General features: G+C 45.7%; 15 protein-coding genes. 9 read left to right on the top strand and 6 right to left on the bottom strand.

The annotated features are described in order from the left end of the window. Positions 1-227: 227 nt before the first annotated feature. Positions 228-1,670 carry a glycoside hydrolase family 130 protein gene (locus BLR32_RS30980; RefSeq protein WP_089838046.1) on the top strand — a complete coding sequence of 481 codons (1,443 nt, stop codon included), beginning with the start codon at positions 228-230 and terminating at the stop codon, positions 1,668-1,670. Here the strand turns inward: BLR32_RS30980 and BLR32_RS30985 are convergent, their stop codons facing one another. Genes BLR32_RS30985 through BLR32_RS30995 form a run of 3 tightly spaced genes read right to left on the bottom strand, consistent with a single transcriptional unit; the run spans position 1,671 to position 5,007 of the window. Further along, positions 1,671-2,681: a glycosyltransferase family 4 protein gene (locus BLR32_RS30985; RefSeq protein WP_089838048.1), complete on the bottom strand. Its 1,011-nt coding sequence runs from the start codon at positions 2,679-2,681 to the stop codon at positions 1,671-1,673. Further along, positions 2,682-3,776 (bottom strand): glycoside hydrolase family protein, encoded by a 1,095-nt coding sequence (locus tag BLR32_RS30990; protein ID WP_089838050.1) that lies wholly within the window; start codon positions 3,774-3,776, stop codon positions 2,682-2,684. It lies immediately after the preceding gene. 34 nt (positions 3,777-3,810) lie between these two features. Then, positions 3,811-5,007 carry a glycosyltransferase gene (locus BLR32_RS30995; protein WP_089838052.1) on the bottom strand — a complete coding sequence of 399 codons (1,197 nt, stop codon included), beginning with the start codon at positions 5,005-5,007 and terminating at the stop codon, positions 3,811-3,813. Between the two features lie 222 nt (positions 5,008-5,229). Here BLR32_RS30995 and BLR32_RS31000 point away from each other — a divergent pair, with 222 nt between their 5' ends. After that, the gene (locus BLR32_RS31000) at positions 5,230-5,649 is read left to right on the top strand and encodes a Dabb family protein (protein WP_089838238.1); all 420 of its coding nucleotides are present in this window, start codon (positions 5,230-5,232) and stop codon (positions 5,647-5,649) included. Positions 5,650-5,779: 130 nt separating this feature from the next. Next, positions 5,780-6,181 carry a hypothetical protein gene (locus tag BLR32_RS31005; protein ID WP_089838054.1) on the top strand — a complete coding sequence of 134 codons (402 nt, stop codon included), beginning with the start codon at positions 5,780-5,782 and terminating at the stop codon, positions 6,179-6,181. A 99-nt stretch (positions 6,182-6,280) separates the two neighbouring features. Here BLR32_RS31005 and BLR32_RS31010 read toward each other — a convergent pair whose 3' ends face one another. From BLR32_RS31010 to BLR32_RS31020, 3 genes are all read right to left on the bottom strand, one after another. Beyond that, the gene (locus BLR32_RS31010) at positions 6,281-8,872 is read right to left on the bottom strand and encodes an outer membrane beta-barrel family protein (RefSeq protein WP_089838056.1); all 2,592 of its coding nucleotides are present in this window, start codon (positions 8,870-8,872) and stop codon (positions 6,281-6,283) included. A 135-nt stretch (positions 8,873-9,007) separates the two neighbouring features. Further along, on the bottom strand, positions 9,008-9,721 hold the full coding sequence (locus BLR32_RS31015; RefSeq protein WP_089838058.1) for a LytR/AlgR family response regulator transcription factor: 714 nt from the start codon (positions 9,719-9,721) through the stop codon (positions 9,008-9,010). Between the two features lie 8 nt (positions 9,722-9,729). Further along, the gene (locus BLR32_RS31020; protein WP_089838060.1) at positions 9,730-10,788 is read right to left on the bottom strand and encodes a sensor histidine kinase; all 1,059 of its coding nucleotides are present in this window, start codon (positions 10,786-10,788) and stop codon (positions 9,730-9,732) included. Positions 10,789-10,999: 211 nt separating this feature from the next. On the opposite strand from BLR32_RS31020, the gene BLR32_RS31025 reads away from it, so the two are divergent. The 6 genes from BLR32_RS31025 (at position 11,000) to BLR32_RS31050 (ending at position 15,082) form a co-directional block, all read left to right on the top strand. Further along, positions 11,000-11,179 carry a hypothetical protein gene (locus BLR32_RS31025; protein WP_089838062.1) on the top strand — a complete coding sequence of 60 codons (180 nt, stop codon included), beginning with the start codon at positions 11,000-11,002 and terminating at the stop codon, positions 11,177-11,179. A 332-nt stretch (positions 11,180-11,511) separates the two neighbouring features. Continuing rightward, positions 11,512-11,778, top strand: a complete 267-nt coding sequence (locus tag BLR32_RS31030; protein ID WP_262487453.1) for an ATP-binding protein — start codon at positions 11,512-11,514, stop codon at positions 11,776-11,778. Continuing rightward, positions 11,771-12,178 (top strand): response regulator, encoded by a 408-nt coding sequence (locus BLR32_RS31035; RefSeq protein ID WP_089838066.1) that lies wholly within the window; start codon positions 11,771-11,773, stop codon positions 12,176-12,178. The genes BLR32_RS31030 and BLR32_RS31035 overlap by 8 nt, the downstream gene beginning before the upstream one ends. Before the next feature lie 318 nt (positions 12,179-12,496). Continuing rightward, positions 12,497-13,912 carry an MBL fold metallo-hydrolase gene (locus BLR32_RS31040; RefSeq protein WP_089838067.1) on the top strand — a complete coding sequence of 472 codons (1,416 nt, stop codon included), beginning with the start codon at positions 12,497-12,499 and terminating at the stop codon, positions 13,910-13,912. Between the two features lie 48 nt (positions 13,913-13,960). Further along, positions 13,961-14,170, top strand: a complete 210-nt coding sequence (locus BLR32_RS31045; protein WP_089838069.1) for a hypothetical protein — start codon at positions 13,961-13,963, stop codon at positions 14,168-14,170. 45 nt (positions 14,171-14,215) lie between these two features. Next, entirely contained in the window at positions 14,216-15,082 is an 867-nt protein-coding gene (locus BLR32_RS31050; RefSeq protein ID WP_089838071.1) for an aldose 1-epimerase family protein, read from the top strand. Positions 15,083-15,234 lie beyond the last annotated feature (152 nt).

Consider the following 15,234-nt stretch of genomic DNA (forward strand, 5'->3'; position numbering starts at 1 on the left):
TTGCTTAAAGTTAACGATTTTTTTGCAGTTGTGCCTGCCGGAGGAAGCCCGGTCTTGGCTCAAATATTGCGTTGCTGAAAGCTCAAAAGTGGTAGTGTTCAACCCATTCAGCTATACGGACCAAACGGTGACGCTGCTACGAGGTGCCACAAAACCTTAACATTAAAAGAGTTATCTTTATATAGATATCTTTTTCTTAACCCAGTAGATTGTTGCATATGTTAAGCATGACGAGAAAAAACATCAGGATTACACCCGATTTTAAGAGAGTGATTCCACGCTTTTTTAATTCAGGAAATGAACGTTCCCTTCAAATCATCAACAAGGTGGTAGAAATGCCCGAAGATGTCGTTTGTGACGTATTAGGCAATGTCAGAAAGGAATTTTCCTGCAGGTATAAAGATATCAATGAGGTCTTTGAGAAACATTATGCGAGGATCAGTCACCTGGTACCAGCCGACATGACAGTAACCCTGGAACGGCAGCATTTACTGGGCGCTTATTTCACTATGGAATATTCCCTGGAAGCGGCTGCTTTGTTCAATCCCTCGGTAGTGGAAGCACCCAACCAATCAGGGCTGAAACCCGGGGAAAAACGTGTTATAGTCAGTTTCAGGGCCACAGGAGAAAGTCATATCTCTTCGATCGAATTCCGGGAAGGAGTGCTGGATAAAGACTGTAATATCCATCTTGAGCCTCCGGCCAGATTCCTGACAGAGGGAAAGCTGACCGGCGAAAAACTGAATGATAAAGAACATTTCGCACAACAGCTGTCGCAGCTACGCCTGCCGGAAGATATTCATGTAGGTATATTACACCAGCTCACAGGTGAGTTCACTTATTCTGAAATAGACATCGTACTACGAACCCTGCTGAGAAGTGTCAAAGACCCAACCGACCAGCAGAGTATGAAACAGCATGTACTCGAATTAGTAGATGCCAGTTATGAGCTGCATTTCCCGGACTATACCGGCCTATCTGAAAGGGTGATTTTCCCGGTAACATACACAGAAAAGAATGGTATCGAAGATGCCCGTTTTGTAAGATTTGTTGAGGAAGAAGGCTCCTGCACCTATTACGCTACTTATACCGCTTACGACGGTTCATTCATATTGCCTAAGCTGATCAAAACCTGCGACTTCCAGCATTTTGAGGTTTCCCCCTTATACGGAAAGGGAGCCGTGAATAAGAACCTCGCGCTATTTCCTAAAAAGATCAACGGAAAATATGCCATGCTGTCCCGGATAGATGGCGTGAACAACTATATCATGTTCTCAGAGGATCTCTATGAGTGGCAGGACCCCATCTTGTTACAGCAACCTAAATATCCATGGGAGTTTGTGCAGATAGGGAATGCCGGTTCACCATTGCTCACGGAAAAAGGATGGCTGATCATCTCTCATGGCGTCGGACCTATGCGTAAATATTGCCTGGGAGCTGCCTTATTTGACCTGGAAGATCCTACAAAGGAACTGGGCCGCCTGCAATATCCTTTGCTGATGCCTAAAGAAGACGAACGGGATGGATATGTGCCTAATGTGGTCTATTCCTGTGGTGCAATGATCCATGAAGGGCTGGTCTTTATTCCCTATGCTGTGTCAGATTATGCATCGTCATTTGCCAGCGTACCGCTGGATAAACTACTGAAAGCGTTATTAAAGGGAGGATAGTCAGGCTGTACTGACTATCCTTCTATATACTTCAACGTAACGGTTCACCATTTGCTCCTGACTGAAATTGTCTATGGCGTGGCGGTGACAATCATACCGGTGAATGTGGTCTACATCCCCCACTACAGCCACCGCTTCCTCTACCGTGTCCACAATAAATCCGGTCTTCCTCTCCAATATCAGTTCTTTCATAGAGCCCCTGTTAAATGCAATGACGGGTGTACCACACATCATCGCTTCCGCTACGCTTAGTCCAAAAGGCTCTTCGAATAGTACAGGATGCAGCAATGCTTTTGCATTACCCAGCAAAATACTGCGATCCGCAGGTCCTACATTCCCTTTATAAATCACAGTGTCGCCATTGACAAAAGGCTCTACTTTCTCTGCAAAATAGCGTGCATCCTGTATCAGACCACAGATGATCAATTGCATGTTCAGTTGCCGGGCAATCTCTATCGCCAGATGGGTACCTTTTTCGGGATGTATCCGGCCAAAACTCAGGAGGTATTCCTCCGGTACTTCCCTGTACGGGAATAAGGATGCATCAATGCCATTATAGATGGTAGCAATGTAACGTAGTTCCTCACTCCGGTCACTGTTGCTGATAGAGACATAATGGCCTGTATTATTGTACTTTTTGTACACAGGTATAATGTCCGGTGCAGAGAATCCGTGGATGGTTGTCAACATCGGAGTGGGTATCAGCCGGGAATAGGTGAGTGGCAGGAAATCGTAATGATTATGTATCAGGTCAAATTCCCCTGCTCTCTCCATCAGTGCCGAAATATGAAGGCATTCCCACACCTTGAAGTCAGCCGGCTTTTCCCCCAGCGGATGATCACATACGGATGACAACTTCGCGCGGGTGACAGAATCGCCCGTGGCAAACAATGTTACATCAATTCCTTTTTTTACGAGACCTTCGGTTAATACGGACGCCACCTGTTCCCACGGGCCATATTGACGGGGAGGAGTACGCCAGACGATAGGGGAGAGAACTGCTATTTTCATTTATCTGTCCAACATTTCAGCAACGGTAAAATAAGCTATCCAGAAAGCGATGGTACTTTCAGCACCCTGATTTTCATTTACCCTGTCAGGCTGCAGACCATCAGAACAACCACCGGTGTCTTTATCATACAATGGTTGCTGTAAAGCATTATCACCCATGAACCATTGCCAGGAGCGTATTCCTCTGGCAAGATATTTTTTATCTCCTGTGATGTGGAATGCCTGCTGGTAAAACAATACCATGGCCATGGCATCCAGCGGCTGCTGATCAAATAAAGCGGTAGTCCCGCCTTTGCTGCTCCAGCCATTATTACCTACAGGATATAATACGCCGTCATGAAATACTTTCGACTCCAGGAAGCTGATCGCTTCAATTGCCGTATGCAGATATTCTTCCTGCCCCGTGATTCCATAGGCATGTAGCAAGGCCAGTGGTATCATGGCATTATCGTATGTCAGTACTTCCTCAAACCAATGCCATTCCTTATCGGAATACCTGTGATATTCACGTACCAGCTTATCGGCCAGCAGTCCTACCCTGCTTAGTTCTCCGTCAAGTGGATGATGCGATCCAATAAACATGCATAAGCCGATCAGGCTATTAGCAATGCCCCTGAGTGAGATCAGGTTGTCCATATGAGGAACTGCTTTCTGGAAAATATCTTCCGCTGTTTTGATGGTCAATGGTGACGGGCCATAGGCCGTCAGATATCCAAGCGCCATGATCGTTCTGCCATAGGCATCTTCCGAGCTGCCGTCTATCACGATCTGTTTATTATAATGCATGAAGTTGTGGAAATAACCATCCTCCATTTGCATATAATGAATGAAGCTCAGGTATACAGACATTAGCTTCAGTATCTCAGGAGATCCCTCATACTTCCATGCCAGCACTGTCAATAACAGCGCCCGGGAATTATCGTCCGTACAATAACCTTCTTTCCTGTTGGGAATATTGCGCAGGGCATGTTGTATGATGCCCGTGCTGTCTGTCATATTCAGTATGTGATCCGGATTAAAGGCAGGCAAAGTTATTTTGCCTGGGATAGTTTCCTTTTTCTGAATGGTTTTCGTTGACTGTAAATGCGGGTGCATATTATCGTTTTTAGTGAACAATAGGCGATGCCGTTTACAGCGCTACAATATTATTGTAGGTTGGCGACTGCTTTTTCATCAGTTCATAGAACAACATCGCATGTTTGCGGGCCACTGTGCCCCAGAGGGTATTCCTGGTCCTCATAAATGCCTTTTTACCCATCTCCAGTCTATCTGCTTCATTGCGCAGCAGATAAATGGCATTGTCGGCCAGGGCGTTCTCGTCGCCCGACTGAATGATGACACCTGTATCTTCATCCAGCATTTCATTAGCCAGCACAAAGGCATTGGAGATGATGGCACAACCGGCACTCATAGCATACATAAAAGTACCGCTCATGGCCTGGTTGGGATCTTTGGAAGTAAAGAGGTAAATATCAGTAAGCGACAGATAGTTCAGCAGTTGATCTGTCGGAATGAATTCATTGACGAGTTTTACATTTTTTGTAAGATTATTTTCTTCGATCAATCGCTGGAGACTTTCCCTGTAAGTTTCTCCCTCACTCTCCACTAAATTGGGGTGTGTATTCCCCAGAATGACGTATACAGCTTCCGGAAATTCCGCAGCTATTTTCACCATTGCTTTAATACCCAGCTCAATTCCCTTGTTAGGACTAAGCAGTCCGAACGTGGTCAGGATCTTTTTATCCCGCAGATTGAACCTGTTTTTCAATTCTGCTCTGTTGGCCGGAGGAATAGGGTGGGTGCCATGAGGAATGATCTGCAGTTTTTCCGGTTCAATATCATAATCTTCCACCAGTAGTCTGTGTGAATGCTGGGTCATGACAATCACCTTTTCAGCCAGCAGACAAATGCTTTTAACCAGCTTCAGCCTTTCAGTATCAGGGTGAGGTAATACTGTATGGAAACGGATAATAAAAGGTTTACTCAGCAGGGATAGGAAGGCCAGTACATATTCTCCCATGTTTCCGCCGAAAAGTCCGAATTCATGTTCTACACAGATCATTTTTATTGCAGGGTTCTGATTAATGGCCTCTGCGCCTGCAATACAGGAGTTCAGCCGGCAGCCATCCATGACCATGGAGACAGGCGCTCCATATCGTTCCGCATTGGCTCTTTTGTCCAGTGCGCATATACTGATCTCAAACTCATGCTTCAGCAGATGGGTTAGTTCTTTGGTGAGGTCGGCGGCAAACGTGGCAATACCGCATTTACGGGGTGAATAGGTACTCACAAAGAGAATCTCTGGCTTCATGTCAAATGTATCCATATTAGTGTTTTTTAACGAAGTAGTTGCAAATAGGTTCACCAGAATCAGCCGGTGCGGGTATAAACAGGCCGGGGTTCATAGCTGTTAGTGTCTTAGTAATACAATTCTTAGAATTACAAAAAGTGAACCAGTTGAACTGGCATGCCGGGAAGGAACAGATTGGAAAGCCGGTATGGGGATATCCGGATAATTTTCATATTTTCCTTGCCTAAAAATAACCCTATGTCGAAACAAACCAGACGACAGTTCCTTTCCGCAGCAGGTAAAACAGCTGCAGTGGCGGGCGTAGCTACAATGACCGGCAGTGTGGCCATGGCAGTGCCACCGGCAGAGAAGGTATTTGTACACCATGTGTATTTTTGGCTGCATAACCAGGATAGCCAGGAAGACAAGGCCAAATTGATTGCCGGACTGCAGAAGCTGGCCCAGGGGGCTAAAACCATCAAACAACACCATATTGGTATGCCCTCCACCACAAACCGTGATGTAATTGACCGCTCTTACCAGGTTTCCTGGTTGCTGTTCTTTAAAAACAAAGCTGACCAGGATGTTTATCAGACAGATCCTGCTCATCTTAAGTTTATAGAAGAGTGCTCTTCCTTATGGAAAAAGGTGATCGTATACGATTCCGAAGATATTTGATGATACTTTGTATATTTGAATCAATAGTCAGTCCGCCTGCTGGCGGACTGATATTATAACATCAGCCAGGATCATACCATTACAACAAGAACCAATGCCAGCCTGATCGTCATTATTAAAGTGATTAATTATGCTGAAACAACTCATTGGACTACTCTTTCCCCCAACGCGGCAAGACCCCAACGCCGGTCTGAAAATGACCGGAAACAGAATTACAGTGAAGGCAGAAGACTTTACCGTTTTTACATCTAATTATTACGAAGAGTCGGTGAATACTGACAACCTGGAAACCAGGATGCTGGATGGACTGATTGACCGGCAGACCGACTATGTACGGGAAAGGGAGATATGTTATCTCTCCTGTGCTTATCAGGCGGAGAATAACACCTATATTGAATTACTCAGTCCCTACATCTACAAAGACCGGGTTACCGTTAATTTTCTACTCGAAAAACACAGGCAGATCTCTATTTACCTTAATCCCGCCGATTGCAGGGAGTATTATTTCGATCTGGACTTCCTCAACGCTTAACAACGCAGCTTTTCCCTGATGGAATATAAAGTAGTAAAAACAAAAAACGAATGGCTGTCTGACCATTCGTTCTTTGTTTGTTGTTGTTCCTATGTTGTGTTATTGCATGCCGTCCATCATACCCTGGTTGCCAGCACCTGAACTCTTACGTTTGAACAGGGAGGCGTCTATCTTCCCGAAGCGGTAAGCAAGGTTCAGCTTGATCATCTGCGGGTTTCTTAAACGGGTGTAATTCTGGGTAAAATAAGCACTGTATGAGTACTGGTCCGTCTTCCTGGTACGGAAGATATCGGTCACACCAATGGTAGCACTCAGCGCCTTGCTCTTCAGGAAGCTTTTCTTCAGCGCCAGGTCTATACCATAGAAAGAACGGATATAACCCTGCGAAGAGCTTTGTGCTTCCATACCGGGAGGGCCACCGCCAAAGCCGTTGTTGGTATTGATCGGCAGGTTAGTCTTGGACTGGTAGGTGGCTGTCAGTTGCAGTTCCATGGCAGCTGGTAATTTGAAGTTACTGTTCAGCTTACCGAATACGCTCCATAATGCCTGCTGATTAGCCACTGCCGCCTGGCCGGCGTCTACCTTCGAATTGTACATGTTGATGTTGGTAGACATATCCCACCACTTCGTGAAATAGTTCTGTACCGTAATCTCCGCACCGGTAGTATAACTGCCTTTCGCGTTGATGAAGGTATTGATCAGCGCTGTATTACCAGTGGTTGGATCCGTCTGACGATCTATGTAGTTGGTGATCGTGTTGTCAGTGTGTTTGTAGTACACAGAACCCATGAAGGTGTGGTTACCTTTGAATGTTTTCAGGTAAGACAATTCCAGTGACTGTGTGAATTCTGGTACCAGTCCCGGATTACCTTTTGTGATATTCAGCTTGTCGGTAGAGTCAGCAAAAGGTATCAACTGGAAGAAGTTCGGACGGTTAATACGGCGGGTAGCGCTCAGCTGTACTTCCTGGTCATGTTTCAGTTTCTGGCTCAGGAAGATGGTAGGAAACAGGCTGGTAGGATAGCTGTTGCTGAACTGCTGTCCTGTCTGGATCAGTTCCCCGGTGTATTTGGAGCTTTCCCCACGTAATCCCAGTTTGTAGCTGAAATTATGAATGCTGTTGCTGAACGTTACATAAGCAGCGTATACACTCTCATTATTCTTGTAATTGCTGGTATTACCGGAGGTGAGATCGTATTGATCGGTTGCTTCGTTGAACAGGTAGTTATAGTTGGCGTTTTCGATATGACGGAAGTTCGCTCTCAGACCAGCCTCCAATTTGCCTTTGGCGCCGATTGGTTTTACATAGTCTGTTTGCGCGGTAATATTCCGCATCTTACCGTTGCCGGAAATCTTTTCAAGCTGGTTGCTGGTTACAGCACCACCTTTGATATTGTAGAAGTCTGTATTATAAATGGAACTGTTTGTAGCATTACCACCAAAATAGTTCGCATCCACCGTCAGTTCTTCTCCTTCGTGAGGGAAGAGATGTTTCATACCCAGTACTAAACCGGTCCCGTTGAACACGCGATGACCATTTGTTACCCTGCGACTGAATGCTGTCGTTGGAGCACCGCTGAACAGGGTGTCCGTATTGATATCGAGGATGCTGGAAGGTTTGAAACTACCATGTACCCTGATACCGGAGATCGATAAAGTGGTACGGTTGGTGGCGAAATAGTCAGCGCCGAGGCGACCGAACATAAATCCACCATTGCTTTTGGAAGTGTTTTCCTGCAGGGTATGAATATCCGGGTCGCTGGAGATGTCGTAGCGGTCTGTTTTACCGGTAGTACGGTCGCGCATCTGGTTGATCATACCGCTGGCGGTCAGGTTCAGTTTACCCTGACGCAGGTTGAAATCAGCACCGCCGTTGATACCTCCACGTTTGTCTACACCTGCACGAAGGTTGCCGTTGTAGCCGGTTTTACGGTTCTTTTTCAGTACGATGTTCACGATACCTGCTCCACCGCCGGAAGCGTCATATTTGGCGCTTGGAGCGGTCATTACCTCCACGCTTTCGATTGCATCAGCAGGGATCTGATCGAGGGTGAGGGTAGTAGGACGGCCATCAATGTACAACTGAGGGGCAGCATTACGCATGGTCATGTTACCGTCGATGTCTACATTCACAGAAGGTACATTCTTCATCACATCCAGTGCAGTACCGCCGGTGCTGGAAATATTCTTCTCTACGTTGAAGATCTTTTTATCCATATCCACCTTCATGAGTGGCTTGGTACCTGTTACCGTTACGCCCTGCAGCTGACTGATATCGCTGGTCAGCTTGATATTGCCCAGGTCTTTGTCGAAAGACGGCATAGTACCCGGAGCCGGTTTCTTTGTCATGAAGGATACTACCTGGGAATAAGGCTTGAAACCTGTAGCTGAAATCTTCAGGATTAACGGACCCATGATAGGCAGTTCTTCCAGGTTGAATTCACCATTATTCTGTGTGATAACACCTTTTATCAGTACGTCTTTTTTCGTCTTCGTGGCAGAATCGAAACGGTTCTGAAATACGATCACCGAGGTGTAGGGCATGGGCTTCCCTTCGTTATCCAGTATTTTACCGTAAAGGCGGCCTATGCTGGGTGGTTTACCTCCGGCAAAACCTCCGGGCCTCTGTTGCTGCGCGGATAGGTGAAGGGAGAAAGTTAGCATGGCAATAAGCCAGAGAAATTTTTGCATAAGTAACATTCTTATAAGGACAAAACTAATAGCGTATTTCCATTATACATAGCAAATGAGACAATGCTTGGAAATAATGCGACGAAAAAGCCGGAAAAGTAACATTGGCAGCATACATGATAAGCTGGTGAAGGCTTATTTGATGCCTGTGAGAGCGGCTACTGCTTCCCGGTAATTGTCGCCCACGGGCAATTCCATGGCGCCGATAAATACACTGTTTTTTCTGATGGCCGTGATATGTGCCACGGCAATAATATAAGATTTGTGAATACGGATGAATTTAGCGGGCGCTAGTTGCTCCTCCACCTGTTTCAATGGCATACGCGTCACAACGGGTTTGGTAGTTCCGGTAAGGTGGATCCTGATATAATCTTTTAACGCTTCGATCCAGATAATATCGGCTACATTGATTTTCAACAGGCTATAATCGGAATTGACAAAGAAGAATTCCGGTGTACCGGCGGCCGACGCTGTAACCGGCTGATGCTTCAGCTGGTAAAGCTCCCGGGCTTTGTTACAGGCTTTGATAAAACGGGGTAATGCAACGGGTTTTACCAGGTAGTCTGTCACATCGAGTTCGAATCCTTCCAGCGCATACTTCTCATAAGCAGTAATGAGAATAATCATCGGTTTATGCGCCAGGCTCTGTATAAACTGGAGTCCTGTCAGTCCGGGCATTTGTATATCAAGAAAAATCAGATCTACTTCTTTTTCCTGCAATACCTTGATAGCCTCAAATGCATCTGCACATTTGGCTACCAGTTCAAGGTAAGGTACCTGGCGGATATTATCTTCCAGCAAATCCAACGCTAATGGTTCATCATCGACGGCTATACAACGTAAAGTCATAGATCAATTTAATGTAAATGTAATTGCAAAGAAACTACAAACCATCCTTCTTTTTTGTTGATCAGCAGCTGATGGTTATCCTTGTACAAAAGATTGAGCCTCCGTTTCACATTTGTAAGCCCGATACCGGAGGTTTTGTCTTTGATTTCTGTATACTCCGGATTGTACCTGTTCATCACTGTAAACTGCAGTAAACCCTGCCTTGCGCGCAGTTCTATATCAATACGTGCATCGGGTATAAGACCAGTCCCATGTTTGAATGCATTTTCCACAAAAGGGATCAGCAGCATCGGCTCAATTTCATATCCGTGTTCCGGTAACTCCATCGTAACGTTCACCTGTACTTTGGCGCCAAAACGCTGTTGCTGCAGGTCAATATAACTCTGGAGATAATCGGTTTCCTTGTCGAGCGGTACCTTATCTTCATCGGCCTCATACAGCATATAACGCATGAGGGACGATAGTTTGATCAGCGATGGCTCCAGCTGATCCGATTGCTTCCGGGCCAGCGCTACCATGTTGTTCAGTACGTTGAACATAAAGTGCGGACTAACCTGAGAGCGTAAGAGAGAAAGTTCTGTTTTCAGGTTTTCGTTTTCCTTGTCACTGGCCAGCTTGTCTGCATTCACCTTATCCCGGATCATTTTCCAGGCTGTACTACAGGCCAGGATGAACAACAGGGTGAAGAAGGTAAAAAGGATGGTAGGCCTTAATTCAAACTGTTTATGAGGAATGTACACCTGTATGAACAGGCGACGGGCGTACACCAGGGCAGCAAAGATGAACAACAGTATGCCACTGAACTGGAGGTATTTTTTCCGGTAGATAAGTTTAGGGATCAGGAAACCAGCATTCAGATAAAAAAAGAAGATCAGTATGCAGGAGTTGATGACATAATGGATCTGCCACAAATGCTCATCCGGATCCGGCGCATGCCGTTGATCAGGCGACGGACGTAACAGGTAAGGAAGAGAAAACAGTGTCACCCAGGCAATCACATGCAGGGATACCTGCGCCCATTTATTCGAATACCAGGCCTGCTTCGTATCAGTAGTAATTGTAGTCATTACCGTGTGTAACAGTTAAATAACCCAAAACAACCTCAAATTTCCATATTATATAAAAAAAATGAGATGAATACGGCTTTTTTGGCGGCAAACTTGTAGTTTTCTTTTATTATATTGCTGTTTATTAGCAGATTATCTGTTAGAATCATATCCTACGCCCCTGTAAGAGTGCAGCATTATTTAGCTCGGTGTGTCAAAATAACTAGCATTGATGAAGGTCTGTTATGCGAACAATTGGTTACCAGCAATAGCCTCGGTTATTGAGGAAAGGTATATTGCCATTGATGAGCAGGATCAGATCGCAGGTTACAATAAGTCAGCGCTGAAGACGCTACAGGTATCTGAAACACAAATCGAAGCCCCTGATTGCCGGCAGTCAGTGCTGATGTAGCCGTTTGCAACGCTGATTTACAGGCGTCTCTGCTACGGCCCTGATGGACTTTACTGAATTGCCTGCTCCCATTGTTGGCATCTTGAACGATCTGAAGGAAATGATTGATACGCAGGTAGAAAAAAAGGACTTGTTTATGCCCTGGGGGGCTGAAGTCAATGATCAGGTACGTGTGGAAATTATTGAGTCCGCAGATTGAGGAAAAAGATGCACATTTGTCGCTCGATTTGACCGTATCCGTTATAAACTACGTGAAAGTATATTTGGAAAATATTTAACCTGATTAATAACGCAATAATCTATACCCGGCCCGGTGTTGTACCGGGATCCGGATAGAAACAGCGAAAGAACAAAAAAATGTCGTGTTGATGATACAGTATAATGGCATAGGGATTGACCTTGAGACGTACCGGGAACAATCATTCCGGCATAAAAGGATGTTTCACCGCGGTTACGGAAGCAATGGTATCGGCCTTTTTAAGATCAACCAGATCAGGACATTTTTGGGCAATATTGAGGTCATAAGTGAATCGGGCAGTGGTAGCAGTTTCTTTGTTAATTTTAATAACCGCGTACACACCTTACAGCAAGATGAATAAAGTAAAGCATGTTTGCATTGTTGATGACGATGAGCTATTCCAGTTTGTAATGCGGCAGCACTTTGAGCGACTGGAGCTTGTAGAGAATATCCATAAATTCACGGATGGAGAACAGGCACTGAATTTTATTAAATCACATCTCCATACCCCGGATGATTTACCGGATCTGATACTCCTGGACGTAAATATGCCATTTATGGATGGCTGGCAGTTTATGCGCGAATTTGTAAAGCTGTCCCTGCCGGAAGATAAACATATCCGGATATATATCCTTACCAGTTCCACTCATGAAAGCGATCTCCAGCGGGCGAGAGAATTTCCCAGCTTGTCCGGTTACCTTGTTAAACCAATCAGTAAAAACATTATCCGCGAATTGCTGATGGGAGCGGAGCAACATTGATATCTACCATCAACCCTTATTCCCGTTAGTCATTTAATCAAACGTCATAAACAAACCATGATAGGACTCCGTAGGGAGTCCAATTGTTTGTAGCGCGGGGTGCAACCCCCCATGGAATGTGGCTCCCCGTGGAATACGGATAATGCCCGGGACGCATGTTTGTAACCCCTTTCGAAACCGGATCCCGTGTTTGCAACCCATATTACAACCGGCGTAAAACGGAATGACTTCCCCCGGCATATATCATCCCATCCTGTGACCGCCGTCATCGTCCCGTAGTCCCGTTTCCCTGACCTTTACTATACAAGAAGGTTAAACATGAAAATCGAACAGCTTTACACAGGCTGCCTGGCCCATGGCGCCTACTACATTGAAAGCAATGGCGTCGCAGCTATTATTGATCCCCTGCGGGATGTAACATCTTACATCAAAAAAGCACAGGCAGACAACGCCGTTATAAAATACGTGCTGGAAACCCATTTCCATGCCGACTTTGTATCGGGACATCTGGAGCTGGCAGCCACTACCGGTGCTACTATCATATACGGCCCGGGAGCGCAACCCAATTTCCCTGCTTATATTGCTACAGATGGCGAAATCCTGCACCTGGGAGCTGTAAAGCTTAAAGTACTGCATACGCCGGGGCATACGATGGAAAGCAGCTGTTTCCTGTTGATCAATGAAGCAGGAGAGGAAACAGCACTTTTCTCAGGCGATACACTCTTTATCGGTGATGTAGGTCGCCCTGATCTTGCGCAACAGGCTTCCGGGAAAACAAAGGAAGAACTGGCCGGTATTCTGTTTGATTCCCTGCGTAACAAGGTCATGCCATTGCCTGGCCACATCACAATATACCCTGCTCATGGCGCGGGTAGTGCCTGTGGTAAAAATATGAGCGATCAGACTACAGATACACTCGCTCATCAGTTGTCGGTCAACTATGCACTCCGGAAGGATATGACGAAAGCGGAATTCATCAGAGAAGTAACCGAAGGACTAACACCACCACCTGCATATTTCCCCATGAATGTAAGCATGAACAAACAAGGCTATGGACATGTGGAAGATGTTATTAACAAAGGTCTGCGTCCATTGTCGCCGGCTGCTTTTGAAGCTTCAGCCAATGAAACTGCGGCGGTGATACTGGACACCCGTAGTCCGGAAATATTCGTGGAAGGATTTATTCCCGGTTCTTTCAATATAGGACTGGATGGTAACTTCGCCCCCTGGGCGGGGACTCTCATTCCCCTTGTAAAATATCCCATTCTTTTTATTGCAACTCCGGGACGTGAAAAAGAGGTGGTAACCCGCCTGGCACGCATAGGATACGACAATACGATCGGCTACCTGGAAGGTGGGTTTGACGCCTGGAAAGCAGATGACCGGCCTACAGACAATATTACTGTGATGACTCCCGATGAACTGGCCGACCGCATGTTGTGGACCCCGGTAAACATCCTGGATATACGCAGAAGAAGTGAATACGGCAAGGAGCATGTCCGTGATGCCATCAACATCCCGCTGGAATATATCAATGACAACACCCAACTGCCCGACAAACAACAGCTGTACTATATATACTGTGCAGGAGGATACCGTTCCATCATCTTTATTTCCATTATGCGTATGCGGGGATATCACAACCTGGTAGATATCAAAGGTGGGTTAAAGGCTTTGAAGGAAAGCGGCCGTTTCCCGCTCACAGATTACTTGAGTCCTACTCTATATTTGTGATCAGCTGGCATGTGTATTGCGTTGACTGCTGTATTAAACCTACAACACATGAAAGCATTTGGTCTTATTCTTATCATCGCCGGTATTGCCATGATCGTGATCCGTGGCTTCTCTGTAAAGACAGAAAAGAAAGTGGTAGACCTCGGGCCCCTGGAAGTCAATAAAACTGAAAATCGCTGGGTAGGCTGGCCTACTTATGCGGGTGGTATCGTAGCTGTAGTGGGACTGGTACTGGTATTGAGCAACAGGAAAAAATAAGGCATATCAGGCCCGAATGGTTATTTTTGAGGCAAAAAGTTTCGTATGCCTGAATTAAAGAATGATAAACTACAGGTAGTTGTTGCCGAAAAAGGAGCCGAGTTACAGAATATCGTCCGCACGGACTTAGGTCAGGAGTATATGTGGCATGCGGGACCGGAATGGGCTAAAAAGAGTCCCGTTTTGTTCCCGATAGTGGGTACCCTCAAAAACAACAGTTACACATATAAAGGTAAAAGCTATACACTCGGCAGACACGGTTTTGCCCGTGATAAAGTATTTACCCTGACGGCGCAGACAGACCATCAGCTCACTTTTACATTAAAAGATTCAGCAGATAGCCTACAGGTATATCCTTTCCATTTTACATTCCAGGTGATATATACGCTGCATGATACCTCACTGAAAGTGACTTATCTCGTAGAGAATACAGGGAAAGATACCATGTACTTCTCTGTAGGCGCTCATCCTGCCTTTAAGGTACCACTGACCGAAGGAACAGGGTATGAGGATTATTACCTGACTTTCAACCAGGAAGAGAATGATGGCGTATGGCCATTGTCCGCAGATGGATTAATTGAACTTACACCGGAACCGTTCCTGGTAAAGACACATAAACTGCCATTGAAACATTCGCTGTTCTATAAAGATGCATTGGTGTTCAAAACACTTGCATCTAATATCATAGAGCTGAAGAGTGATAAATCTCCCCGCGGATTGAAACTGCAATATGACGGTTTCCCTTATATGGGCATATGGGCCGCAAAAGATGCGGATTTTGTATGTATAGAGCCGTGGAATGGTATTGCAGATAGTGTGAATGCTTCAGGGGAAATTAGCGGTAAGGAAGGGATTCATATCCTGGAAGCGGGTAAGCATTTTGAGAGAAGCTGGACGGTGACGGTTTATTAGGATTTCTGGGGTTATTACCTCGCGTTATAAACACAGGCCACGCCGTTTACGGGGTTATTATGGTTCACGTTGTGTTTTGTTCCCGGGGTTATCACCCCGCGCTATAAACACTGGGACTCCTGACGGAGTCCTATTGTGTTTTGTTCCGGGGG

The organism is Chitinophaga filiformis, from assembly GCF_900102545.1.
In the GTDB taxonomy this organism is placed as follows: domain Bacteria; phylum Bacteroidota; class Bacteroidia; order Chitinophagales; family Chitinophagaceae; genus Chitinophaga; species Chitinophaga filiformis.